Origin of the sequence: Paenibacillus sp. FSL R7-0297 (assembly GCF_038009025.1) — a bacterium.
GTDB lineage: Bacteria > Bacillota > Bacilli > Paenibacillales > Paenibacillaceae > Paenibacillus_AQ.
On sequence record NZ_JBBPAQ010000001.1, the window covers coordinates 3,867,091 to 3,891,542 of the forward strand.

20 protein-coding genes are annotated in these 24,452 nt (G+C 51.4%); 17 read left to right on the forward strand and 3 right to left on the reverse strand.

Features of this window, described 5'->3' with window-relative positions; all coding sequences use genetic code 11:
- The first annotated feature begins 54 nt into the window (after positions 1–54).
- Positions 55–252 (forward strand): hypothetical protein, encoded by a 198-nt coding sequence (locus tag MKZ24_RS16970; RefSeq protein ID WP_042237564.1) that lies wholly within the window; start codon positions 55–57, stop codon positions 250–252.
- An 84-nt stretch (positions 253–336) separates the two neighbouring features.
- Here the strand turns inward: MKZ24_RS16970 and MKZ24_RS16975 are convergent, their stop codons facing one another.
- Positions 337–1,248: a LysR family transcriptional regulator gene (locus MKZ24_RS16975; protein ID WP_042237562.1), complete on the reverse strand. Its 912-nt coding sequence runs from the start codon at positions 1,246–1,248 to the stop codon at positions 337–339.
- A gap of 245 nt (positions 1,249–1,493) precedes the next feature.
- Here MKZ24_RS16975 and MKZ24_RS16980 point away from each other — a divergent pair, with 245 nt between their 5' ends.
- From MKZ24_RS16980 to MKZ24_RS17020, 9 genes are all read left to right on the forward strand, one after another.
- Positions 1,494–1,886 carry a hypothetical protein gene (locus MKZ24_RS16980; RefSeq protein WP_042237560.1) on the forward strand — a complete coding sequence of 131 codons (393 nt, stop codon included), beginning with the start codon at positions 1,494–1,496 and terminating at the stop codon, positions 1,884–1,886.
- 197 nt (positions 1,887–2,083) lie between these two features.
- The gene (gene leuC / locus MKZ24_RS16985; protein ID WP_042237558.1) at positions 2,084–3,508 is read left to right on the forward strand and encodes a 3-isopropylmalate dehydratase large subunit; all 1,425 of its coding nucleotides are present in this window, start codon (positions 2,084–2,086) and stop codon (positions 3,506–3,508) included.
- A gap of 30 nt (positions 3,509–3,538) precedes the next feature.
- Positions 3,539–4,141 carry a 3-isopropylmalate dehydratase small subunit gene (leuD, locus tag MKZ24_RS16990; protein ID WP_042237556.1) on the forward strand — a complete coding sequence of 201 codons (603 nt, stop codon included), beginning with the start codon at positions 3,539–3,541 and terminating at the stop codon, positions 4,139–4,141.
- A gap of 214 nt (positions 4,142–4,355) precedes the next feature.
- Positions 4,356–5,930 (forward strand): N-acetylmuramoyl-L-alanine amidase family protein, encoded by a 1,575-nt coding sequence (locus MKZ24_RS16995; RefSeq protein ID WP_042237555.1) that lies wholly within the window; start codon positions 4,356–4,358, stop codon positions 5,928–5,930.
- 163 nt (positions 5,931–6,093) lie between these two features.
- Positions 6,094–7,536, forward strand: a complete 1,443-nt coding sequence (locus MKZ24_RS17000; RefSeq protein ID WP_042237553.1) for an N-acetylmuramoyl-L-alanine amidase family protein — start codon at positions 6,094–6,096, stop codon at positions 7,534–7,536.
- 109 nt (positions 7,537–7,645) lie between these two features.
- Complete coding sequence (locus MKZ24_RS17005) at positions 7,646–8,302, forward strand: GerMN domain-containing protein (RefSeq protein WP_042237552.1); 657 nt, start codon at positions 7,646–7,648, stop codon at positions 8,300–8,302.
- An 82-nt stretch (positions 8,303–8,384) separates the two neighbouring features.
- Positions 8,385–11,135: an S-layer homology domain-containing protein gene (locus MKZ24_RS17010; protein WP_340784782.1), complete on the forward strand. Its 2,751-nt coding sequence runs from the start codon at positions 8,385–8,387 to the stop codon at positions 11,133–11,135.
- Between the two features lie 212 nt (positions 11,136–11,347).
- A complete protein-coding gene (gene nth, locus MKZ24_RS17015) occupies positions 11,348–12,058 on the forward strand; it encodes an endonuclease III (RefSeq protein ID WP_042138565.1) in 711 nt (236 codons plus the stop codon).
- Positions 12,059–12,060: 2 nt separating this feature from the next.
- The gene (locus MKZ24_RS17020; RefSeq protein ID WP_039308864.1) at positions 12,061–12,327 is read left to right on the forward strand and encodes a hypothetical protein; all 267 of its coding nucleotides are present in this window, start codon (positions 12,061–12,063) and stop codon (positions 12,325–12,327) included.
- Positions 12,328–12,471: 144 nt separating this feature from the next.
- Here the strand turns inward: MKZ24_RS17020 and MKZ24_RS17025 are convergent, their stop codons facing one another.
- Together MKZ24_RS17025 and MKZ24_RS17030 are read right to left on the reverse strand one after the other, a co-directional pair.
- Entirely contained in the window at positions 12,472–13,029 is a 558-nt protein-coding gene (locus MKZ24_RS17025) for a DUF2812 domain-containing protein (protein ID WP_052416580.1), read from the reverse strand.
- The gene (locus tag MKZ24_RS17030) at positions 13,019–13,369 is read right to left on the reverse strand and encodes a PadR family transcriptional regulator (RefSeq protein WP_042237550.1); all 351 of its coding nucleotides are present in this window, start codon (positions 13,367–13,369) and stop codon (positions 13,019–13,021) included. The genes MKZ24_RS17025 and MKZ24_RS17030 overlap by 11 nt, the downstream gene beginning before the upstream one ends.
- A gap of 367 nt (positions 13,370–13,736) precedes the next feature.
- Here MKZ24_RS17030 and MKZ24_RS17035 point away from each other — a divergent pair, with 367 nt between their 5' ends.
- From MKZ24_RS17035 to MKZ24_RS17065, 7 genes are all read left to right on the forward strand, one after another.
- Positions 13,737–15,362, forward strand: coding sequence for a dynamin family protein (locus MKZ24_RS17035; protein ID WP_340784790.1), 1,626 nt, complete (start codon positions 13,737–13,739; stop codon positions 15,360–15,362).
- Positions 15,359–17,389, forward strand: coding sequence for a dynamin family protein (locus MKZ24_RS17040; RefSeq protein ID WP_340784792.1), 2,031 nt, complete (start codon positions 15,359–15,361; stop codon positions 17,387–17,389). The genes MKZ24_RS17035 and MKZ24_RS17040 overlap by 4 nt, the downstream gene beginning before the upstream one ends.
- 148 nt (positions 17,390–17,537) lie before the next feature.
- Complete coding sequence (purT, locus tag MKZ24_RS17045; protein WP_042237549.1) at positions 17,538–18,728, forward strand: formate-dependent phosphoribosylglycinamide formyltransferase; 1,191 nt, start codon at positions 17,538–17,540, stop codon at positions 18,726–18,728.
- Positions 18,718–19,182, forward strand: coding sequence for a GNAT family N-acetyltransferase (locus tag MKZ24_RS17050; RefSeq protein ID WP_039307750.1), 465 nt, complete (start codon positions 18,718–18,720; stop codon positions 19,180–19,182). Before purT ends, MKZ24_RS17050 begins: the two co-directional genes overlap by 11 nt.
- A 632-nt stretch (positions 19,183–19,814) precedes the next feature.
- Entirely contained in the window at positions 19,815–21,464 is a 1,650-nt protein-coding gene (locus MKZ24_RS17055; RefSeq protein ID WP_042237546.1) for a response regulator transcription factor, read from the forward strand.
- A gap of 3 nt (positions 21,465–21,467) precedes the next feature.
- On the forward strand, positions 21,468–23,294 hold the full coding sequence (locus MKZ24_RS17060) for a sensor histidine kinase (RefSeq protein ID WP_081956590.1): 1,827 nt from the start codon (positions 21,468–21,470) through the stop codon (positions 23,292–23,294).
- The gene (locus MKZ24_RS17065) at positions 23,291–24,313 is read left to right on the forward strand and encodes a substrate-binding domain-containing protein (RefSeq protein ID WP_042237544.1); all 1,023 of its coding nucleotides are present in this window, start codon (positions 23,291–23,293) and stop codon (positions 24,311–24,313) included. Before MKZ24_RS17060 ends, MKZ24_RS17065 begins: the two co-directional genes overlap by 4 nt.
- The last annotated feature ends 139 nt before the right edge of the window (positions 24,314–24,452 follow it).

The following is a 24,452-nucleotide window of genomic DNA, read 5'->3' on the forward strand; positions in this document are numbered from 1 at the left end:
TCTTCAGGGGGGCGGGTAAAGTATTTATAATCTGTTACCAGGAGGTGGATTGAATTGAGTAAGAGCACTAATATCCAGCAGGAACAGAAGCAAAATGCCAAAGAAGCCGCTGAAGTTCAAAATAAGGCGATCAGAGAGTTTGTCGAGGATAAGGCCGGGGATACCCGCACTAGGGGACCGGTTGATGAGAGTACAGGCCGTCTGCCGGATGATCAGAACCGCCTGATCACGCAGCATAATTTGCGCAAATAAATAATTACTTCCCGCGAAAAATACAGCAAATGCCCATCCGGCTTCCAGACAGGTGCCGGATGGGTATTTGCATTGTTCTGCTGTTTATTCGTCCGCCAGTCCGGCAACCGTTGCTTTGAAGGTTTCAATGAAAGCTTCAGCGGCCCGGGATAAGTAGCGTCCGCGCCGGTAAGCGACCACCAGGGTACGGCTGGGTACCGGATCGGCCAAAGGCAGGTAGACAGGTACAAATTCACTCCTCGGAGCACGTGCGATGAAATGGGGCACCAGCGTTACACCCATCCCGGTGGCTACAAGCGACTGAACGGTCTCCATATTATTGCTTTCAAATACAATCTGCGGCTCAAAACCGGCTTCACGGCAGAGTTCAACGGTCATTTTACGGAAGCCCTGACCTTCTTTGAGCACGATGAACGGTTCATTCTTAAGCTCATGCAGTGAGGTGCGGATACCCAGAGCACTCCGCGCTGCCAACGGATGCTCAGGCGGGACCGCCAGATCGATCCGTTCCTCGCCAAGGACCTCATAAGCCAGAGTCGGAATCTCCAGCGGCAGGGAGAGCAGGCTTAGATCCGTCTGGCCGCTGGCGGTCAGCTTCTCCAGATTCATAGAGGAGTCCTCCAGCAGGGTGATTTCAACCTCGGCATATGTACTTTTGAATACCGGCAGTACATGCGGGAGCAGGTGCGCACCAGTGATCGGCATGCTGCCTACCACGACCCGTCCGGTCCGCAGCTGGGAGATATCGGACATTTCCTGGCGCAGCAGCTCCACGGCATCAATGATCGCCTGGGCCTGCTCAACGAATTTCTCCCCGGCATAGGTCAGCTCAACGGAGCTGGTATTACGCTGGAAGAGAAGAACACCCAGCTCTTTTTCCAGTTTGGAGAGCTGCTGGCTTAAGGAGGGCTGGGCAATATGCAGCTTGTCTGCTGCTCGTGAGAAGTTTCTTTCTGCAGCGATCTGAAGTGTGTACTGCAATTGTCTGAGTTCCACGGATAGGCTCCTTTATTAAAAAGAATGGATAATCTGTCTATAAGTATAACCTATAGATATCCGATTTAGTATAGGTGGATGTTTGGCAGCGAAGAGAGTGGTGTGCTTCAGCAGGTTGATAATCTTACATAATCTGCATATTAAATATCTTTATTTTGAACATAAGGATATACTTAAATTATTCTTCAGGAGCCCTTATGCATGCTCTAGGCATACGTTCTTCGAAATAAACGGGGGGGGGTATTATGGGCGTTCTGGCAAGATTAATACAATCATTTGACGAGCTCGAAGAACAGCTGGGGTATTTTATTCATAATAATTCGGCCATCGAGCCATTGGATGAGAATCATAACTATCTATACGGGGAGACCGGCTTCTGGTCTAAGCCACAGCCTCATCAGGCCTATATGCAGAAGCATGTGCTGGCGGATTACCTGCAATTAACCGCTCTCTGCAGCCAAGTTCTCGTCAATGTCAAAAGCGAACATTATCACAAATTCGAGCGGAGCACGGCTGTCGTACTCAGTCATATCAGGCAGAACACACTGCTTCCGAGCAGGACACTGGAAGATGTTTTTAATGAGATTAAGCTGGAAATGGACATTCAGCGTGGAATCATTGCGGGTACGTATCAATAAGGAAACAGCAGAAGCTAAAAGAGTAAGGAACTACTTTCGGCGGTTGTACTGCAGGCGCGCGCTATAGGATGAACCTATAAGTGCTATAGAAATCATATCTTGGAATTATAAACGTACTGATGTTATATTTAGAACATTCAAGAGAGACTCCACGCTCTCATCCAAATGGAACGATTCTACTATATGAGGTGAAATTCATGGGCAACAAGACAATGTTTGAAAAGATTTGGGAAAATCACGTTATTCATCAAGAGGAAGGCAAGCCAAGTATCATCTATATCGATCTGCATCTGGTTCATGAGGTTACTTCTCCACAGGCCTTTGAAGGATTGCGCTTGAGCGGCCGTCCGGTCCGCCGTCCGGGGCTTACTTTCGCGACTATGGATCATAACGTGCCTACCAAGGACCGCTACAATATTACAGATCCGATCTCCAAGCAGCAGATAGATACCCTTTCACAGAACTGCCGTGATTTCGGTGTCAGACTGTTCGATCTGAATGATATTGATCAGGGTGTTGTACACGTTATGGGGCCGGAAATTGGCCTGACACATCCCGGCAAGACCATTGTCTGCGGGGACAGTCACACCTCCACACACGGAGCGTTTGGTGCGCTAGCCTTCGGGATCGGCACCAGCGAAGTTGAACATGTGCTTGCGACCCAGTGTCTGCAGCAGTCCAAGGCGAAGACAATGGAAGTACGCTTTACGGGTAACCGTAATCCGGGAGTGACCGCCAAGGATATGATTCTCGGCGTCATCGCCAAATACGGTACGGATTTTGCCACTGGTTATGTTATCGAATATACAGGCGAAGCAATCCGTGAACTGTCGATGGAAGAACGCATGACAGTCTGTAATATGTCGATCGAAGGCGGAGCGAGAGCCGGCCTGATCGCACCTGACGAGACTACATTCGACTATCTGCGCGGACGTCAATATGTGCCGCAAGGCGAAGCGTATGATGCTGCTGTGGAGATCTGGAAAGGTCTCGTAAGCGATGAAGGCGCACAATATGACACCATAGTGGAATTCGATGTAGAAACGCTGATTCCGCAGGTTACCTGGGGCACCAGCCCGGGAATGGGTACGGACATTAACTCCAGTGTGCCGAATCCTGCAGACTTCACCACTGAGAACGAACGTAAAGCCGCTGAAAAAGCGCTTGAATATATGGATTTGGCTCCAGGTACGCCTATCTCTGAAATCGGTATTGACTATGTCTTCATTGGCTCCTGCACCAATGGCCGGATTGAGGATTTGCGGGCTGCGGCTCAAGTAGCCAAAGGCCATAAGGTATCCGATAAGGTGACGGCAATTGTTGTACCGGGCTCCGGACGCGTTAAGCTGCAGGCTGAGAAGGAAGGTCTGGACAAGGTCTTCACAGAAGCCGGTTTTGAATGGCGTGAAGCAGGCTGCAGTATGTGCCTGGCCATGAATCCGGATGTTCTGCAGCCTGGACAACGCTGCGCATCGACCTCCAACCGTAACTTTGAAGGACGCCAGGGACGCGGCGGACGCACGCATCTGGTCTCTCCTGCCATGGCGGCTGCGGCTGCAATTAAAGGACGGTTCACCGATGTCCGCGACTGGAATTACAAGACGGAAGCCGTCAACTCATAGAATAATTGAGAGAGCAGGAGGACACAGAAAATGGAAGAATTTAAAAAATTAACAGGTGTCGTAGCCCCGGTAGACCGGGTTAATGTAGATACGGATGCAATCATTCCGAAGCAATTCCTGAAACGGATCGAGCGTACCGGGTTTGGACAATTTCTTTTTTACGAATGGCGTTTTGATGAAGCAGGAAATGATAATGCAGCGTTTGAGATGAACAAGCCGCGCTATCAGGGAGCATCCGTGCTGATCTCGCGTGCGAACTTCGGCTGCGGCTCCTCCCGGGAGCATGCGCCTTGGGCTATCCTGGATTACGGGTTCAGAGTGGTAATCGCCCCGTCCTATGCCGACATCTTCTATAACAACTGCTTCAAGAACGGCATTCTGCCGATTAAGCTGTCGGAAACACAGGTGGATGACCTGTTCAGCCGTACCGCAGAGCATGAAGGCTATACACTGACCGTAGATTTGGAGAACAACAGATTGAGCGATGAATACGGCCTTGCCATTACGTTTGAACTGGATGAGCACCGCCGCCAGTTTCTCCTGCAGGGATTGGATGATATCGGTCTGACGCTTCAGCATGCAGATGAGATTGCAGCGTACGAAGAACGTCATGCTGCCAAGCTTTTCGGCTAAGCAATGTCGGGATGCTTGCAGGGAAGAGAGTGAACATCTGGCGAAGAATTCGTAAACTTTACAATTTTTACACAAAACTTCTATTTCCGGTGTCGGAAATAGAAGTTTTTTTGCTATAATCGATATATTCATTGCCTGTGAAGGCAACTTTTGGAGATTTCTGTCGTCTTAATCTTATCTATGGTTCTATCAATTGACAAAAGGAGAGGAAAGGATGAAGAAAGCCGGACAACGGATGTTATTCCTACTGCTGCTGCCGCTCTTGTTACTGTCATTCCCCGTTCATGATACTGCCGCTGCCGCAAGCAGCCAGGGAAGGATTGTAATGGACAGTAAGGAGCTTGCGCTGCCCAAAGGGGTCATCCTTGAAAACGTGAATGGAAGCGTTATGATTCCAATCCGGGTGGTGGTGGAGAATCTTGGTTTTGAAGTGCTCTGGGAGCAGACCACCCGCAAAGTAACCGTCCAGCAGGACGGCAAGACGGTACAGCTTGCAGTAGGTAGCAAGACGGCTGAAGCCGATGGCGTAAGTCTGCTGCTGAATGCCGCTCCCAAGCAGAATGGCGGTACGGTACTGGTTCCTATCCGTTTCGTGAGTGAACAGTTCGGACTCAGTGTCGGCTGGGATAATTCCGACAAAACAGTTTACTTAAGCGGCGGAATAACTCTGGATACACCTGTATCTGCAGATCCTCTGCCTTCAGCTACCGTGGCGCCTGCAACCTCTCCAGGCCCTGTGGTGGCAGTGCAATCCCCTGCTCCGACACCGCAGCCTCAGACCAATACAGAGATTCCTGAAGAGGTCGAGGGCAGCATTACGGCCTCTCCGACTCCAGCAGTTACGTCCCCGACTGTTAAGGGGGCTGTATTCAGTGAGAACCGTCTTATTGTTGCGGTTGCCGGAGGTGCCAAGCCTACGGTAACCAAGATTACCGGACCTGACCGGATTGTAGTTGATTTTCAGGGAGCTGCGTTTGCCTCTGATTTCAGCGGTAGCTTTCCGGGGGTATCTGCCAGCGGCAGTCCGCAGGGAAGGCTGGACGTAAGCGGTTACCCGCTGGTATCTGAAATACGCTATGCGCTATTTAGCACCAGTCCTTCTACGGTCCGGTTCGTAATCCAAACCGCAGGCAGCCAGAATTACCAGCTGAGTACGGATGACAGTACAGGGCTGGTGACAGTAGATCTCAATACGGAGAATAGCGGAGCTGGTACACCGGTGAATACAGGACTTACCGGCAAGCCAATTGTAGCGCTTGATGCAGGTCATGGAGGCACACAGCCGGGAGCAATCAGTCTCACAGGCAAAGCGGAAAAAGACTTCAATCTTGCGGTTATCCTTAAAGTTGGAGCGATTCTGACACAAGAGGGTTGGGCGAATGTTGTATACACACGAACATCTGATGTTACTCTCGGTCTGCAGGACCGAGTGAAAACTGCTGAAGCCGCAAAGGCTACGCTGTTTGTTTCGCTGCATGGGAATTCGTTGGATGTAGGGTATCCGAACCGTGACAAAGTCAATGGCAGTGAAACCTATTACAGCCGCAGCGAAAGTCTTCCGCTTGCCCAAATCATGCAAAAGCATCTGGTTGCCGGTACAGGATTCAAAGATAACGGCGTCAGATCGAAGAGTCTGCATGTCACCAGAGAGACAAGCATGCCAGCCGTACTGCTGGAGGCAGGTTATCTGACGAATCCGGGAAATGAAGCGGCTATGTACAGCGAGCAGATGCAAAATAATCTGGCACGGGAAATTGTGGCGGGAATTAAAGAATATCTTGGGCTTTAAATAACGTGGCAAGGGAGCTGCGTGTGAAGAGTCCTGATTTTTAATGGTATTTATTCGCAACTTTTAGGTTCATCGGGCGTCTAAACTATGTCGAAGATTGTCAGTAGGATTGCACCAAGAACGCTCGTTTGGGGGCGGAATACTAGAGTCTTAGAGGTGAAGAATGAAGAAATTTGCTTGTATGCTGTTGCTGCTGTTGTTCTTTGTTGTGATTCTGCCGGGGCAAGGACAAGCTGCTGCGGCTACCAACAAGATTTTCCTGGATGGACAGGAACTGACCGCAGGGCAGGATGTTCCGGTGGAAAATGTAAACAACTCCATTATGGTACCGCTAAGAATGATCGCTGAGAACCTTGGATACAAGGTGAACTGGAATCAGACAAGCAAGACCGTTACGATTGAACAGCAAGGTAAGACTATGCAGCTGATCGTTAATCAGACTGCAGCCTCCGTAGACGGTAAGACCGTGATCTTGACGACGTCACCGCTTCTGCGGAACGGTACAACTCTCGTGCCGATCAGATTCATCGGAGAGCAGTTTGGCCTTACAGTCAAATGGGACAATACGAATAAGATTGTAGATCTTATTACCCCGGAAATCCCGGATACTAACACAGAAACAGGTGGAAGTAACGGAGACGGGGGAACTGTTGTAGTCCCGCCGGATGATGCGGCAAGCGGCCTGAGCATGATTAACGGAATCAGCTTCAATGAGAACAGGCTAACCATTGCACTTGAGGGCAACACCCAGCCGATGGTTTCCAAAGTGAGCGGACCGGACCGGATTGTAATTGACTTGCCGAATGCCACTTTCTCGGATGTATTCGGTACAGGACAACAGCTGGATCCCAACCTGAACGGTATGCTTACGGTTACTGATTATCCGGATGTATCCGGTGTGCGTTACTCGCTCTATAGTACCGCCCCGTACACTGTACGTTTTGTAATTGACCTTACTACTTCGAGAAATTATAGCGTTGAAGTTTCGGGCGATGTCTCCAAGCTGATTGTCATTGATTTGAATGCGCAGAGCACTGGAGATACTTCTACACAGCCCGGCAACAGCGGGCGTAAACTGGTGGTGCTCGATGCCGGGCATGGCGCCAAGGATTCCGGGGCCGTTGGTGTTACCGGTAAATACGAGAAGAATTTCAATCTGGCTGTTATTCTGAAGGCGGCGGAGCTGCTGAAGCAGGAGAACAAAATTGACGTGGTTCTGACCCGCAGTGATGACACCTTCCTTGAACTGAAGGACAGGGCGGCAATTGCTAACAACCTCAAGGCTGATTTATTCATCTCTGTCCATGCCAACAGCAGCGGCTCTTCCGCAGCAAGCGGAACGGAGACCTACTATCAGCGCGAAGCCAGCAAGGCTCTGGCGAATGTGATGCACAAGTATCTTGTACAGGCTACCGGACTTAGTAACCGGGGCGTACGTTACGGCAACTTCCACGTTATACGCGAGACAACGATGCCTGCGGTACTGCTTGAAGTTGGCTACCTCAGCAACAAGAATGATGAGGCACTTCTGTTCACGGAATCACTTCAGAACAAAGTTGCTGCATCAATGGTAAGCGGGATTAAGGAATATCTCGGGGTTCAATAACAACGGGCGGTAGCCAGGGCCGCAAAGTCGGATTTCGGCCATGGATTGGGGTCAAAGAGACTTTGCGGCCCTGTCCCGCCCGTATTCATATGGAGGGGGTTATTTAGTGATGAACAAGAAATTGACATATGCAGGTATAGCAGTATTACTGCTCGCAGTAATTTCGGGATGCGGTGACAAACCAACCGCCTCACCGGCCGATGCAGCCGGACAGGATTCATCCGCCGTATCGAGCGGAGCGGAAGGGGACGCAGGGAACGCCAGCAGTGCTAATAGCACTAATGCACCTCAGGCTACAAGTACGCCGGAGCCTGCAGCTACGGAAGCTCCTGTAGCTACTGAGCAGCCGGCAGCGCCAGAGAAGCAAAGCCAGAATATCCAGGTCTATTATACAGATCCTCAGCAGACTGATCTGGTGGCGGCCGAAGTCTCTGTCAGCTTCACAGATGCCAAAGAAAAATACTCAGAGGCCTTTAAGTCTCTCCAGAGCAGCAAGAATGCCGACCAGATTCCGCTTTGGAGCAAAATTGAGCTGAAATCTCTGGAATTCACGAATGGACAGATTGTTCTGGATATTCATAAGCCGGATGAAGCACAGCTTGGTGCAGGCGGTGAAGCCCTGGCAATCAGCGCGTTATCCAAGACCTTCTTCCAGTTTGAAGAAGTGAAGAATATCGATGTTCTGGTAGACGGAGAACAAGTCGAGAGCCTGATGGGACATGTGGACCTCGTGCATCCAATGACCCGAGAGAATAACGGATTGTAAGCATTACGCAGGAATTAGGCTAATGGCTGACGAAATAGCCAACATAGAAATTCAGATAAGCCATGGAGAGGGGAATATCGAATTGTCCGGTCACAAAAAATTAAAGCGTAAGGTTCAGTCTTATTCTGCTAAAGCGGTGTCCGCTGTTCTGGCCGGCACTATGGTGCTTGGCGGTACAGGAGCGGTGTTTGCCGACAGTACCTCAACCGGAACACCAATTGCAGCGGTAACTACCCAGAGTGCAGCAACAGCTGCAGGGATATTTAGTGATGTTAAAACGGGCTTCTGGGCCGAAAAGCATATTTACAAGCTGGCTTCCCAAGGTATTGTTGTCGGTAATAACGGCTTATTCCGTCCGGGTGACTCCGTTACCCAGCAAGAGGCTGTTCTGATGGCGCTGCGCTTTATGAAACTGCAGGGCAACGTAAACACAAGCACAGATGTGGTTCTTCCTGCTGATTTCATGGTAACTAACTATTACAAGCCTTATGTTGTGCTAGCATTTCAGCAGGGACTGCTGGATAAGACGGTAGAAATGGCTGTAGATAACCTGAAGACCTCTTGGGGAGAACGCAAGGCCAGCCGAGAGTGGGTTGCAGAATTACTGGTCCGGGCACTGGGTAAGAGTGCATCTGCAGCAGCGGCAGCGGGTGAACCGACCGGTTTTGCCGATGATTCCAAGGTATCTGCGAATAAGCGCGGCTATATTAACACCGCAGTTGATCTAGGCCTGGCCAACGGACTGGACGGCAACCGCTTCGACCCGCAGGGCGCAGTAACCCGTGCCCAGCTTGCCACCTTCTTCAGCCGTGCTGAGGCGCACAACACGCTTGACTACGATAATACATTCAAAGGAACGGTAAGTTCACTGAAAGACGGCAAGCTGACACTATTTAGTAACGGCAGCACTACGGACTTCACTTTGAATGCGAACACTGCTTATTTCACAAGTACTTCAGAGACCCGCATCTCTCTGAACGAGATACAGCCCTACACCAAAGTGACCGTTATCGGTGCAACGTATAGCGCAGCTTATGTAGAGCTGACTGATCCGACACAACAACTCGATCAGGCTGAGGGTACTTTTACCAAGGTCTCTTCAGGTATTGTCTGGGTGGATTCAGCATTGGGTTATGATCAGTATGACTATGATGCCGGTACTGTATTCACCGATGTGAATGGTACAGTGATCCAGCCGTCATCGATTACTGCAGGCAGCAAGATAAGATTGACCCGTGAAACGTTCAGCGGTTCTCATAAAGTGGTGAAGGTCCAAGTGACCTCTGGCGTAGTTAATAAGACTGCAACCGGCACGATTCAGAATGTAGATGCGGCTTCCAAGAGCATAACGTTCAAGAATACAGACGGAACAACGGAAAGCTTTAAGTGGGAGGATGGGATTTCATTATTCAGTTCCCAGAATTCCATTCTTCTGCCGGCTGATTTGAAGGCAGGTGCTGCCGTCTCCTACACGATCAAGGATAACCTGATCCGTTCTGTAGAGGTTACTTCTGGTATAGAGCGTACTGTTAAGGGCTTTATATATGAGTTGACGGATTCTACCATTGTCTATCAAAAGACAGATGGCAGCCGTGAAGTTAAACTTCTGGCCAGTAAACCGGTAATTGTAATTCCAAATGTGGCTAATCCTGTGATAGGTGATCTAATCTCTGATAAAACAGGCGGAGACAATGTTCAGCTTACGCTGAACAGCAGTGATCAGGTGACCCATATTGAGGTGGTCAGCCGGCAAATCAATCAGTTTACCGGAGCAACAGTGGTTGATTTTAACGCGAAGACCCAATTCCTTACCTTCACTGATAATCTTGGCAAAGCACATGTAATCAAGCTCGATACAAATACTAAGATGTCTTATGATGGTACCCCGACAACATCAATTACCAGTATGGGTGCAAGGCTTGCCGAAAACCGGAAAGTAGATGTGACTTCGATTAATGAGCGGGCATTGTCAGTTGAGCTATCTACCAAATATTCCGGTATACTGACTGCCATTAATGCCTCGACTAGGACCATTGTTTTCAAAATGAGCAATGGCCAGCTGATGACCATGGGATATCCGCTTAACGTAGATATATTTGGCAAAACCAGTGCGACTATGGCAGATGTTTCGGTGAATGTACCAGTAACTGCAGTGCTCACCGGCAATCAAGAGATAATTTCGGTCCTGCGGGTAGCCTCATCGGTACAGCTTGAGGTTGCAGGAGTGAATGCCAATACTAACAAAGTCACTGTCAAGTCAGGCAGCGGAACCAGCGATATTTATGTAGCGGCCGTTCCTCTTAGTAATGAGGCGGGCCAGACAATCACACTTAGTGAAATAAAGACAGGCGATTATGTGAATATTAACTTTGACGGAGCCACAGCATTGTCGATGCAATCGGTTAAGCAGTATTCCGGTCAAGTCTCTGCGGTTGACGCTGCAGCCAGAACTTTCACTGTAAAGGATTATTCCGGTGTGTCCCAGAATTTCGCCGCCAGTGCTGGGGTGAGAATTACCCGTGACGGTGTAACCACTACTGATCTGAGTGGCCTTACTACAGCGGACCGTGTGATAGCGCGTAAGGATGCCAGTGGAGTAATTATTATTTCAGTATTCAGTCAGCTTAGCCGCACCTTCGCACGCTATGAGAGTGCAACGAGTGAAGTCATGACCAAACGCGCCACTCTGAATGAAAATTATAAGTTTGTACTTGCGGCAAATGCATATATTCATCAAGGTGACACGACTTTACCCGTGCAATCTCTCAAAGAAAATGATAATATTATAATGTATTTCAACAACGACAAGATCGTGGAAATAGTGAAACAATAATCGTTTTGGTGATTTTCCGTGTGAAACACCGTCTTGATTCAGGATTTTGTCCTGAATCAAGACGTTTTTTTTGAAATATAAGGACAGCGCTGTGTTCACTTGAACGCTATGGAAGTATACGATATAATGTATTCTTTGCTTATATTTCTTTTATTTAGAGAAGTTATGCCCGTATGAAACTGCGGGTGTAAGTACTCCGTGGAGGGGACGCTATGAAAGTTGCAGAAGTCCGCCACATCCTGGATACCATCGGAGGCATGTTCCCTGATGCGCATTGCGAGCTGAACCATAGTAACGCTTTTGAGCTAACTATAGCGGTGCTGCTCTCGGCCCAATGTACGGACGCAACAGTGAACAAGGTGACCGAGGACCTGTTTCAGAAGTATAAAGCTCCAATCGACTACATTTCAGTGCCGCTTGAAGAGCTCGAGCGGGATATCCGGCGGATTGGCTTATTTCGCAACAAGGCCAAGCATATTCAGAACCTCTGCTCCATTCTGATTGAGCAGTATGGCGGAGAAGTGCCTCAGGCCCATGATTTGCTGGTAACCTTACCGGGTGTCGGCCGCAAGACTGCGAATGTGGTCATATCCAACGCTTTCGGCGTACCGGCCATTGCCGTGGATACTCATGTGGAACGGGTAGCCAAACGGCTCGCGCTTGCGGGCTGGAAAGATTCGGTGCTGGAAGTGGAGAAGAAGCTGATGAAGGCGGTGCCGCGTGACGAATGGACGTTAACGCACCACCGGCTGATCTTTTTCGGGCGTTATCACTGTAAGTCGCAGAATCCGCAATGTCAGGTCTGCCCGCTGCTGGATGTATGCCGGGAAGGCAAAAAACGTATGAAAACCGCTGTAATCAGGAAAGATAAGGTTCATACGAAATCAAACAAAGATTTAGAGATGAAGAAGAGGATGGGATAGAGATGAAGTGCATTTCTGTATACACCGATAATTTTGAAGCGTTCTCCGATATTTTTGACCGTGTGGTGGACAGCCCTATGGAAGAAAATGAAGAGCAGGAAGTAGAGGGCATCACAATCAGCCATTCCGGCGATGTGCCTGAGTTCTACCTGGAACGTATGTCCGTGAAGCCTGAAGTGGTTGTTATGAAGGACAAAGCCCGCGGCCTTACCATTCTGCAGCACGGTAAAGTGTTCGAAATCCTGCTTCCAGTCCTGGAAACAGCTTAATAGCAATTCATATGTACAAAGAGCCGGCCCGAGGGCCGGCTTTTTGCGTCAAACGATAAGAATATATATGTCTGGGACCCGGCAAATTCCTGAGTAATCATCGAAGATAAGGCCTTAGTCTTGTGGTGTTATATGCGTGGTTGGCTAATCTGAGAACGCTCTAAGCCTTAGAGAATAGGCAATGTAAACCATAAGAGAAGGCAGGAAGAACACGGCACACAGCAGCAGGGAAACATGCGAGATGTTTTGAAGCAGCTGATGGTCCCACACCTGCCGGGAAAGATATAGCAGCACACAAGTGATGAGCGTCAGCAGCATGACTACAATAGCGAAAACTTTGCTGGCACGGGTGATTTTGCGGTATTTCTCATAGAGTGTTGAGCGGTCTGTATGAATGGGAACGGTTCCCGGTTCAGCAACGAAGATATGCATATCCCCGGCGGAACACACATAACCCCAGCCGCTGTCAGCGAACATTTCACGGTACTCATTCTGGTCCTTCTGCGGCACATGCTGGATGTCCAGACAATAAATTTGCTTATGCGCTGGACCTCTGCGGACAATGAAGCCAGAACCAAACAGGGAGAACCGCTCCAGCAGCCAGCCTTTCTCCGACAACCTGCTTAGTTTAGTCATTTCATTCTGCTCGGCAAAAGCCAGTCCTTTAGACGGAATGTACCGTGTCTGCTTATTAGTTTTCATGAGTCAACGCCTCCTTAGCATTTAGCTGTGCTATATTCCCGTGCCTCGACATGCGCAGTCTCCGTTCAATCTCAGCCTCCACCAGACCCGTTCCGCTTGAAGTAATCTGATAGGTCTTGCGCCGTTCATCCTCATCCTCGTTCAATAGAATGTAGCCGGATTTCTGCAGTTTCTTGATTAGTGTATAGAGTGTAGCGGGTCCCATCCTGACTTCGCCTTCGGTTAGCTCTTCGATGTACTTCATGATTGCATAGCCGTGCTTCGGAGTGAGCAACGCGAGCAGAATATAATAAGCTGAGTCGGATAATTGCTCCGTTTGCAATGGGTTATTCTTGGTCATTACACACCTCCTGTCCGATAATAGAAGAACCTAAGATATATATCGTAATTGGTTATATCCAACTATGATATATCCATTATGGATATAGTAATAAATCTGGAATCATCTGTCAAGGGGTCGATTAGTCCAGCGAAGTCTTGTTTTTCGTGAAGGATTATAGCTGATTTTGTAAAAGTGGCTAGTTGATTTGTGACAATCTGATGATAAAATGTAATTATTCTATTCTTGCTGATCAGATAAACATACTAATGTTATAGCTTCACATAAGTGGAAGCCCGAAGCTTATCTATTCTTATCTATAAATAAATGGATGCACATGTTGTAGATTGCAGAAGGTGGGGTTGGTGTGGGAGCAGAACGGAGCAGGATGAGGGAAGTAATATCCAGTACGTCAACGCTTATGCTGCTGAAGCAGAAGCTGGAGAGCTGGGGCGAACAGAATAGTGCGCAGATAGCAGCAGATTTGATACTTAAAGAGCAAGCGGGAGAATTGACCCTTGCCTTCTGCGGACATTTCTCTGCGGGTAAATCCAGTATGATTAATGGCCTATGCGGAAAAGCTGTGCTGCCATCAGGTCCGGTTCCAACCAGCGCCAATATTGTATCGATCCGCAGCGGGGCTCCGCGGGTAGTGCTTCATGCAGATCCGGAGGCACCTGGGAGTCATGCACCGGCAATAGAAACTACACCAGACCGGCTGCAGGAGTACTGCCGCCAGGGTGCTGAATATTTAGCGATTGAGGTCTGGGAGGAAGTCCCGCTGCTGGGGAAGCACGGCGTTCTAATGGATACTCCGGGGGTGGATTCCACCGATGAGGGGCATCAGGCGGCGACTCACTCGGCGCTGCATTTGGCTGATGCCGTGTTCTACGTTATGGATTACAACCATGTGCAATCGGAGAATAATCTGGCGTTTGCCAAAAGTCTCAGCGACTGGGGCAAGCCGCTGTACCTTATCATCAATCAGATCGACAAGCACAGAGAACTGGAAATCTCCATAGTGGAATACCGGCAGCAAGTGGAAAGCGCTTTCCGGGAATGGGGGATTCATTCCGCTGGTCTGTTGTTCACTTCACTCAAAGTGAAGGATCACCCTCTGAACCAATGGGATGATCTGCTCGCGGTAATTGCAGCTCTGCTGGAGCAGCGAAAAGAACTGCTCGGCTACAGTCTGTCCCGTTCCATCCACCATACGGCGGCTGCGGTGCTTGCAGCTTACCGCGAGGAGCAGCAGGAGGAGCGCTCTCAGTTACTGGAAGCGGCCGGGGATGCCGGTAAGGAAGCGGTGGAGGCAGAAATCCGGGAAATTTCGCAGGCTGAGGAGCTGCTCGTGCAGCTGCCGGAGCGGATGCGGCTGGAGCTGCGCAGTAAGCTGGATGCCCTGCTTGGCAACAGCAATCTGATGCCAGCCGATGTAAGGGATGCTGCTGGAGCTTATATCGAGAGCAGCAGCCCGGGTTTCCGGCGCGGGCTATTGTTCACCGCGGCGAAGCGGGAGAAGGAGCAGGCAACGCGGCTTCTCCACTGGCACGGGCTTCAGCAGAGAGAGATCACTGCCCAGCTGGAGTGGCATATACTCCAGCTCGTGCGTGACTGGGCTGAAGGCGCAGGGCTGTGGCAGGAAGGGGCAGAGCCGCTGCTGAAGCAGGCGTTCCCGGCGGTGAGCCAGCAGTGGCTGGCGGATCAGGTGAAGCCGGGGACCGGGTCGTCGGGCGAGGCGCTGCTTAATTTCTGCCGCACGCTTGCGGCAGAAATTAAGGCACAGTTCCGCCGCGCGGCTCTGGCCTTCGGCGAGCAGCTGCTGGCCCAGCTGCCGCCGCTGCTGGACGAGCGGCGCGCGGAGCTCTCGCGCCGCGAAGCGGCCCTGCAGCGGCAGGCGCACGCGCACGCCGCGCTGGCCGCCCTGGACCGCGCGGCTGCCGCGCGCGCGGACGAACTCGCGGCGCTGCTGCCGCCGCGCCGTACCCTCACCCCGGCGTCCTGCCGGAGGTGAGGGCCCATACGGCTGGCGCGCCTTGCGCCGCCAGCCCTGAGCAGCCGCCGCGCAGCGCAGCGGCTGCTCACCCCGCCGCCGCACCGTGGGCGGCGGGTACGGCTTCGCCGGCGGGCGGGCGCCGCCGGCTGACGCAGGCCGCAGCGGCGCTGCACGCTGCGGCCGGGCTGCTGCGCCGCGAGCCGGCCATGGCCTCGGCTGCGCGCAGCCTGGCGGCGCGGGCGGAGGACCTCGCCGGCGGCCGCTTCACGATGGCGCTGTTCGGAGCGTTCAGCGCCGGCAAATCTTCCTTCGCCAACGCCCTGCTGGGCGAAGAGGTGCTGCCCGTGTCTCCGCATCCCGCCACGGCTGCCGTCGGCCGCATACTGGCCCCCGAGGGCGGATTCGCCCACGCGACTGCGGCCGTGACCATGAAGTCAGCGGAGGATTTCTGGAACGATATCCTCCATTCCTTCAGTGTGCTGCAGCTGGCACCGCCGCAGCATACCACCTGGACTGCAGCGGTGGCACGCCTGCAGACCGGCGGGCTTCATCCGTCCTCGCTGCCTCATGCCGGATTCTTGCGCGCAGCGGCAGCGGGCTGGGAGGAATCCGGCCCGCTGCTCGGAACAGAGCGTACAGTCAGCCTGCAGGAATACCGAAGCCTGGTAGCCGATGAGAAACGGGCCTGCTTCGTGCAGAGTACTGACCTCTATTATGACAGCCCTCTGACACGGAGCGGCATCGTATTGGTTGACACCCCCGGAGCGGATTCCTTACATGCCCGGCATACCGGTGTAACCTTTGGCTACATGAAGAATGCGGATGCGATCTGCTTCGTGACCTACTTTAATCATGCCTTCTCCAAAGCCGACCGCAGTCTCCTGGCCCAGCTGGGAAGAATCAAGGACAGCTTTGCCCTGGATAAAATGTTCTTCATCATCAATGCGTCCGACCTCGCTTCAGACGAGGCAGAGCTGGAAGAAGTGAAGCAGCATGTGACGCAGAATCTGCGTGCCGGCGGCCTGACCTCCCCGCGGATCTATGCCTTGTCCAGTCTGCTTGCCCTGGAGGGCAAGTCGCGCGGGGTACGGGAGTCCTACGAGGCTTCCGGATTCAGCAGCTTCGAAGAAGCGCTGTCTGAATTTGCGGGTGAGGAGCTGCCACGCCTGTCACTGGCGGCGGCGAGGGATAGCTTAAGCTCGGTCCGGCTCCGCGCGGAGGAATGGCAGCATATGGCGCTTATGGCAGCGGACCAGCGGGAAGAAGGGCTGCGGCTGTTCCGGCAGCGCCGGGATGACGCAGGCCTCCGGCTGGCACAGCTTGAGCGGGAAGAGCGGCCCATCCGGGATCTGCGCCGCGAGGGTGAGGAGCTTCTCTATCATGTCCGGCAGCGCCTGTCCTTCTCCTTCGGCCGTTCCTTTCAGGAATCGTTCCATCCCTCTATCCTCCGGGAAGAGGGCGGTCATCTGAAAGACATCTTCATTGCCTGCGGCCGGGAGCTGGAGCGCAGTATCCTGCGTGAACTGGAGCAGGAGCTGTGGGCGACCACCCTGCGGCTGGAGGCGGCAGGGCGCAGGCTGGTAACTCAGGCGGCTGCAGCCGCAGCCGCAGAACTTTCCATCCCGGGTCAGGAGCTTCAGCTGCTGGAGAATTCAGACGAGCGCTGGCCCGTCCCGGCAAAGCTCGATTGCTCCCTAGCCCCTCTGGATTGGGCAGCACTGTGGAGCCGCTTCAGATCACCGCGTCATTTCTTTGAAGGCCCTGGACGGGCAGACATCCGCACAGCTGCCGAGCACTGGTTCAAGGAGGCTATTGCTGCTGCGGCTGTAAGCCAGGAAGAACGGCTGCTGTCTTTCTATACCGGTGCGGCAGCGGCGGCACTTTCCCTTGCCGCAGAGCAGCTGCGTGAAGGTCTGGCCGAGCAGGAAGCGGCCATGTCGGAACTCCTGAAAGGGGGTGATTCAGCGCAGCACTGGGGCCAAATTGCCCGCGAATTATCGCTCATGGAGCAATCTTTCGTCAATATGGTGGACAGTCATCTGTGAAGTTTGTAGGAAAATGTCGAAGAATGCTTGCAATCTGCTGGTTGATGGATGAAAATAAAGAAGCCTGAAAATTTACAATGAAACTGCGACAATTTACAGAAATAGAGAAGTCGGCAGTCAAATTTGCGAAAAGAGGTTGGAGTCGACAATGTGGGGAGCTCCTTTTTCAGCCCGGAGTAAGAAGCTGCTGCTGCTCGGCAGCGGTGAACTGGGTAAGGAAGTCATTATCGAAGCTCAGCGCCTTGGCGTAGAGACCGTAGCTGTGGACCGTTATGAAGCTGCACCGGCGATGGGTGTAGCCCACCGCTCTTATGTACTGGATATGCTGGATGCAGAGGCACTGAAGCAATTAATCCGTTCAGAGAAACCGGATTTGATTGTCCCCGAGATCGAAGCCATTGCTACCGGAGCGCTGGTGGAACTGGAGGAAGAAGGTTTCCTCGTGGTACCGACCGCACGTAGCGCTAGACTGACGATGGACCGGGAAGGCATCCGCCGCCTTGCGGCTGAAGAGTTGGGTCTGCCGACCGCCGGATACCGGTTCGCTGACAGTCTGGACGAACTTCACCAGGCCGTAAGTGAGCTTGGAACACCGTGTGTGATCAAGCCGATCATGAGCTCTTCCGGCAAGGGACAGAGTATTTGCAGGACACCTGAGGATGCCGCAGAATGCTGGAATACGGCTCTGGAAGGAGCACGTGCCAAAGGTACACGCGTCATTGTAGAAGCTTTTGTCACTTTTGAGAGTGAAATTACACTACTTACCGTCCGCTCGGTTAGCGGAACCGTATTTTGTCCGCCGATCGGCCACATTCAGAAGGATGGCGATTATGTGGAGTCCTGGCAGCCGCATCAGATGAGTGAAGCGCTGCTTGCCGAAGCACAGTCGATGGCCCGGGCCGTTACGGATGAGCTTGGCGGATATGGGATTTTTGGAGTGGAGCTGTTTCTGACCCCGGACGGGGTACTGTTCAGCGAAGTATCACCCAGACCGCATGACACAGGTATGGTTACAATGATTACGCAGGATTTGTCGGAATTTGCTCTGCATGTCAGAGCCATTCTTGGATTTCCGCTGGAATCGGTACGTTTGTTAACACCGGGTGCTTCAGCTACCCTGAAGGCCGAAGGAACTGGACAAGCTTTTGCAGTAACCGGGATAGATAAGGCGCTAACCTTTCCCCGAACGCAAGTCCGTGTATTCGGCAAACCGGAGATCCGCCCTGGACGGCGGATGGCAGTAACACTCAGTTCAGCGGAAGATGTGGAAATCGCGCGGACGACGGCCAAGCAGGCGGCGTCTATGCTAAAAGTGGAGGTATACGAGGATGAACAGTAGTACTCAGGAGCAGGTACTGCAAATTCGCAAATGTGGCATGAATGATCTGGAGAGAGTTACAGCCCTTCTGCGGGAATTCGGCTATCCGACGACGCTTAGCGTGATGAAAGAGAGAATGGAAGGCATGGAGCATGATCCGCTCCACTGCACAATGGTCGCAGAACTCAATAACGAAGTTGTGGGAATGATCGGACTCCGGCAGGTGAAGTCCTATTACAAACATGCAGATTGTATTACGGAAATTACCGCGCTGATCGTATCAGAGGAACTTAGAGGACAAGGCCTTGGCAAAAGACTCGTATCCGCAGCGGAAGAATGGGCACGCCATCAAGGCTGCTGCCAGCTGTTCCTGCGAAGCGGCAACCGTGTGGAGCGTGCACCGGCACATGCCTTTTACCGCCATATCGGGTTCGAAAAGACAACAGGCTACCGCTTCAACAAAGCATTGCTATAATTCCTATACGTGACCGAACATCCCCATCCCGGCATAAGCGGGATGGTTTTTTTTATGCCGATTCACAGAATTTATAAGTCTCACACGATAACATACCCATCTATTTCCTTCTGAAACGGTAGTCCTTATTCATGATTGACAGCGACGAAGACGTTTCCTCAAGTAATTAGTGGAAAAAGAGCATCTAATTTTGCCGGAACAGACGTTTCTTGAACAGTAGTTGGAAAAAATACATTTATTTATCCACCATTCGTCACCTGGCGCTCGAATCAAGGGAGTAAGTGTTGTTATTCCACTTACAATGGTGGTGCCCAATTATATGATGAAATTAAGTGTCCAAATTCCACTTATTGTTCATGAAGCGGGATGGACCGCACCTCACCTATAGGAGTGTGATTCAAGAATGTAGCGGCGTCAGGCGGTCCGGGGAATTTCATTCTGTAATGGATTCGCACTATGTATGTACATAATATTTACTTGCAATAAATGCACTCAGCCTATATAGTGAATTGCTCCCCATATTTGACTTGATCCGCTACTGCAGCTTTCATTATTTAAACATAGATTGAGCTTACTGAATCAGCTATTATAATGCTGTAAAACTCCAAACGATATCCGAAGAGGGATGAAGCATGTATAAATTAATTCTCGCCGAAGACGAGGAAGATGTAAGAGAAGGCATTATCGCCCAGATCGACTGGGAGAAATACGGATTTGAAGTGGTGGAACAGGCGGAGAACGGCCGTGAAGCCGCAGATGCGATAGACCGGTTGCTGCCGGATGTGGTGGTTACCGATATCCAAATGCCGTTCATGAATGGACTGCAGCTGGCGGAATGGATCCGTAGCCGTCACCCTAACACGAAGATAATCATTCTGACCGGCTATGATGAATTCGAATATGCCCAGAAGGCGATTAAGCTGCAGATTGATGAATATATTCTTAAGCCCTTCTCTTCTCAGGAGCTGATTGATGTCCTGCTGAAGGTTAGAGCTGCTATTGAGACCGAGATTGCCGAGAAGGAGAATGTATTCGTGCTCAGCGAGCATTACCGCAAGAGCCTGCCGGTGCTGCGTGAGCAGTTCCTGTCCTCTCTTGTGTCACGCCGTCTGCGCTCCGTAGAAATTACCGAGAAAAGCGCAGAATATGGCATCAATCTGAGCGGGGAGTTATTTCAATCCTCTGTTATCAGCATTGATTATATCCGTCCGGACAGAAGCTCCGGCGTTCCTGAGGCCAGGCCGGTATCCCTGCGTGACACCGGGGACCGTAATCTGCAGCTCTTTGCCGTCCTGAATATTGCCGAGGAAATCTGCCAGAAGCACAGCTTCGGCAAGGTGTTCATCCACCGCGATGATGTGGTGCTGCTCTCCGTGAGCCAGGGAACCGATGAGAGCGAAATGACAGCCAGAACCTTCACCATTCTTGAAGAAATCCGCCAGAATGTACAACGTTTCCTGAAACTCACAGTGACTGCAGGTGCAGGAACGGTATGCCGGATGCCGTCCATGCTGTTCAATTCCTTCGGGGATGCACTGCAGGCACTGGATTACCGGCTGATTCTCGGCAACAACCGTGTGATCTGGATTGAGGATGTGGAGTCGAGATCCAGCCAGATGCTGGCCTATGATGAGCTGACCCAGCAGTCGCTGATCCGCACGATCAAGCTGGGTACAGTCCAGGAGCTGCGGGAAGTAGTGGACGAGCTGTTCGGGGGACTGGATACGGCGCAGGTCTCGACACAGGATTATCAGATTTTCCTGCTGGAGATCATTACATCGATTCTGCGGGTGGCCAAGGAATCCGGAAGTGAAACGAATGACTTTATCGGCTCAGGCATTTCATCGCTGACTGAGCTTAATAAGTTCAACAATATGGGGGAAGCCAAGCAGTGGATTATCACGGTGTGCAGCCGGCTGATGGATACCATTGCATCCGAGCGGCAGTCGAGCTATAAGCAGCTGATTGACCAGGCCAAGGATTATATCCGTGCCCATTATGAGGAGTCCGACATTTCCATCGGCAAGGTATGCCAGCATCTGCATATCAGCACAGGTTATTTCAGCAGTATTTTCAAGAAAGAAATGAAGATGACCTTTGTCAGCTATCTGCTGCAGATCCGGCTGGAGGCGGCGAAGGAAATGCTGCGCTCGACCGAGCTGAAGGCCTTTGAAATCGCCGAGCGGATCGGTTTTGCCGATCCGAACTATTTCAGCTTCTGCTTCCGCAAGAAATACGGACAGTCACCCAAAGAGTATAAGAACAGCTCGCGGGGAGGATAACCCATGAATAAGCCGAAGGGTACTTTCTTTCCGCTTCGCCCGCAGCCCCGCAAGAGAGGCAAAATCCGCCTGTCGTCCAAGCTGCGCAGCATTCAGCTAATTATTACCCTGACTTTTACGGCGGTCACTGTGGCAGTAGCGGTGATCGTCAGCATTATGCTGTACGGGAAGTTTGCCAACACGGCGGAGGAGAATGCCAATCTCAATATGCAGCAGATTATCGAGCAGGTGAATTATAATCTGGAGCTGTATGTTAAAGGGATGGGCAGTATTTTTGAGACGGCGGAGAAGCAGATCACCACGAGTCAATCCATTGACTCTCCGTTGCTCTATGAACGGATGTACACACTAATGAGCAGCCGTGAGGACCTGGTATCCATGGCTGTTTTTACACCACAGGGCAAATATGTAGTAGGTACGCCTGGTCAAAGCATGCGCCTGAACACTCAGCTGGAGAGCCAGAGCTGGTTCACTACGGCCAAGCGGACCTCGGAGATATCCTACTCAGCCCCGCATATTCAGAATTTGTTCAAGGGACGGTATACCTGGGTCGTATCGATCAGCAAAATGATTCAGTACAGGGAGAAGGGTGAGCTGAAAACCGGTGTCCTGCTGCTGGATTTCAATTTCAGGACGATTGATGAGCTAAGCCGGCAAGTGAAGCTCGGTAAAAGAGGATACGCTTACATTCTCGATCCGCTCGGGAATATCGTCTACCATCCGCAGCAGCAGCTGATCTATGCCGGCCTCAAATATGAGAATGTAGAGCCGGTGCTGGAATATGCCTTCCGCAGCTATCTGGATGAGTCCACCGGAGAGAAGCGGTTTATTACCGTGCGCACGCTGGCTCAGACCGGCTGGAAGATCGTCGGTGTCGCTTACTATGATGAGATTGTAACGACCAAACGCGATCTGAACCAATTTCTGTCCTGGTTCCTCGCAGTTGTCCTGGTGTGTGTAACCGCCGTATCTGTGTTCCTGTCCTGGCTGATTGCAAGTCCGATCCGCAAGCTGGAGCGTACGGTCAAGCAGGTGGGCGAGGGAGATCTCAATACCCCGATCAATGTCAGCGGCGCCTACGAGGTGGAGCAGCTGTCCAAACGCTTCAATATGATGCTCCAGCGTATCCGGCAGCTGATGGATCAGATCATCTATGAGCAGGAGACCAAACGCAAAGGCGAGCTTGAAGTCCTGCAGTCGCAGATCAACCCTCATTTTTTATACAACACACTGAATTCGGTCATCCGGCTGGCAGAGCGCGGCAAAACGGATGAGGTCGTCACGATGATTCAGTCCCTTTCGAAATTTTTCCGGATCAGTCTGAGCAAGGGCAAGAATATAATTACCATCCAGGAGGAGCTGGATCATATCCGCCATTACCTGGTGATTCAGAGCTTCCGTTTCAAAAATAAGTTCCGTTACGAAATAACGGCACAGGATGAAGTATTACAGTACCAGACGATTAAGCTGATCCTGCAGCCAATCGTTGAGAATGCACTTTACCATGGGATCGAAATGATGCCGGATGAAGGGCTGATCTCGATCAGCGCTGAGCTTCAGGATGGACTCATTATCATCAGGGTCAGTGACAACGGCCTCGGGATGTCCATGGAAACGATGAACGTGATTCTGAGCGGAGGCGTTAAAAGCGGAAGCGGGTCTGGAGTCGGCGTACGGAATGTTCATGAACGGATCGGCTTATATTATGGCCGCGAATATGGGCTTGCTTTTCAGAGCGAAATTGAGGAAGGCACAATCGTCACCATCACATTCCCGGCCCGCCTGGCCGGTGAAGGACTGGAAGAGGAGAAGGAGGAGACAAACCGGTGAGAAGCATACGTTTTTGGCTGACTCTGCTGCTGTGCGGGGTGCTCTGGATCTCCGTGTCGTCTTGCTTTAATTCGTCACCTGCTTACATCAGTACGAACAAGACGCGCAATATTCATTTGATCGTCAAGATGAATAAAGGGGATTACTGGAATACGGTGAAGCTGGGAGCGGAAGCTGCAGCGAAGGAATTCAATGTCAAGCTGACGTTCAAAGCGCCGGATTCGGAGAGTGATATCGATGAGCAGGTGGTTATGGTGGAGGAATCCATTAAAGAGAAGGCGGATGTGATTATTCTCGCTGCCAGCAGCTATATGGGACTGGCTCAGGTCGTAGACCAGGCAGCATATTACAGAATCCCTGTGATTTCAGTTGATGCGGAAGTCGGATCAGCCAGGGTACAGGCCTATGTAGGGTCGAACGGTTATGAAGCGGGACAGAAATCTGCGGAGAGGCTGATCCAGCTTTTGCAGGGATATGGCGAAGTCGGAATTATCAATTTCACCAACTCCTCTTTGAATGCGGGCCCGGGGTCTACAGGCAGCATTGATTACGGGGCCAGAGATGCGGATGAGCGCGAGAAAGGATTCCTCAATTACGCAGCCCGTTATCCGAATGTCAAAGTGGTGCAGATCTCCTACACTTCCTCAAGCACGATGGAGGCCGAGACCCTGACCCGGGAAATGCTGGAGAAGCATCCGAATCTGCGCGGGATTGCCACCTTGAATGAAATAGCATCCCAGGGAGCAGCCAAAGTCATACAAAGCTTAAAAATGGGCAACATAAAGATGGTTGCGTTTGACAGTTCCCCTTCCATGATGGAATCGCTGCAAGATGGCACGGTGCAGGCGACCGTGATCCAGAACCCTTTCAGCAACGGGTATTTAGCCGTAAAATACGCCGTAGAAGCGCTTGAAGGTGTGACTATTCCAGAGCGGGTGGACACTGGTACCAAGCTGATTGATCTGGAGAATATGCTATGGCCCGAGAACCAGAAGCTGCTGTTCCCTTTTGTCAGATAGGAGTAAATCAGATTTTAGACATTAGAATTTTCATGAAAATGAGTAGTATTTTATATTCGCAACCGTTTTCATGTAGGGCATAATAAGGATGTACCCGGGACACACCGGGATAACAAAAAAGAAATATCCTCAGGAGGTC

What these genes read in the sequence shown, in the direction of transcription:
- MKZ24_RS16980 (WP_042237560.1), top strand. Translation starts at nt 1,494, where the DNA reads ATGGGCGTTCTGGCAAGATTAATACAATCATTTGACGAGCTCGAAGAA.
- leuC (WP_042237558.1), top strand. Translation starts at nt 2,084, where the DNA reads ATGGGCAACAAGACAATGTTTGAAAAGATTTGGGAAAATCACGTTATT.
- leuD (WP_042237556.1), top strand. Translation starts at nt 3,539, where the DNA reads ATGGAAGAATTTAAAAAATTAACAGGTGTCGTAGCCCCGGTAGACCGG.
- MKZ24_RS16995 (WP_042237555.1), top strand. Translation starts at nt 4,356, where the DNA reads ATGAAGAAAGCCGGACAACGGATGTTATTCCTACTGCTGCTGCCGCTC.
- MKZ24_RS17000 (WP_042237553.1), top strand. Translation starts at nt 6,094, where the DNA reads ATGAAGAAATTTGCTTGTATGCTGTTGCTGCTGTTGTTCTTTGTTGTG.
- MKZ24_RS17005 (WP_042237552.1), top strand. Translation starts at nt 7,646, where the DNA reads ATGAACAAGAAATTGACATATGCAGGTATAGCAGTATTACTGCTCGCA.
- nth (WP_042138565.1), top strand. Translation starts at nt 11,348, where the DNA reads ATGAAAGTTGCAGAAGTCCGCCACATCCTGGATACCATCGGAGGCATG.
- MKZ24_RS17020 (WP_039308864.1), top strand. Translation starts at nt 12,061, where the DNA reads ATGAAGTGCATTTCTGTATACACCGATAATTTTGAAGCGTTCTCCGAT.
- MKZ24_RS17025 (WP_052416580.1), bottom strand. Translation starts at nt 13,029, where the DNA reads ATGAAAACTAATAAGCAGACACGGTACATTCCGTCTAAAGGACTGGCT.
- MKZ24_RS17030 (WP_042237550.1), bottom strand. Translation starts at nt 13,369, where the DNA reads ATGACCAAGAATAACCCATTGCAAACGGAGCAATTATCCGACTCAGCT.
- MKZ24_RS17035 (WP_340784790.1), top strand. Translation starts at nt 13,737, where the DNA reads ATGAGGGAAGTAATATCCAGTACGTCAACGCTTATGCTGCTGAAGCAG.
- purT (WP_042237549.1), top strand. Translation starts at nt 17,538, where the DNA reads ATGTGGGGAGCTCCTTTTTCAGCCCGGAGTAAGAAGCTGCTGCTGCTC.
- MKZ24_RS17050 (WP_039307750.1), top strand. Translation starts at nt 18,718, where the DNA reads ATGAACAGTAGTACTCAGGAGCAGGTACTGCAAATTCGCAAATGTGGC.
- MKZ24_RS17055 (WP_042237546.1), top strand. Translation starts at nt 19,815, where the DNA reads ATGTATAAATTAATTCTCGCCGAAGACGAGGAAGATGTAAGAGAAGGC.
- MKZ24_RS17060 (WP_081956590.1), top strand. Translation starts at nt 21,468, where the DNA reads ATGAATAAGCCGAAGGGTACTTTCTTTCCGCTTCGCCCGCAGCCCCGC.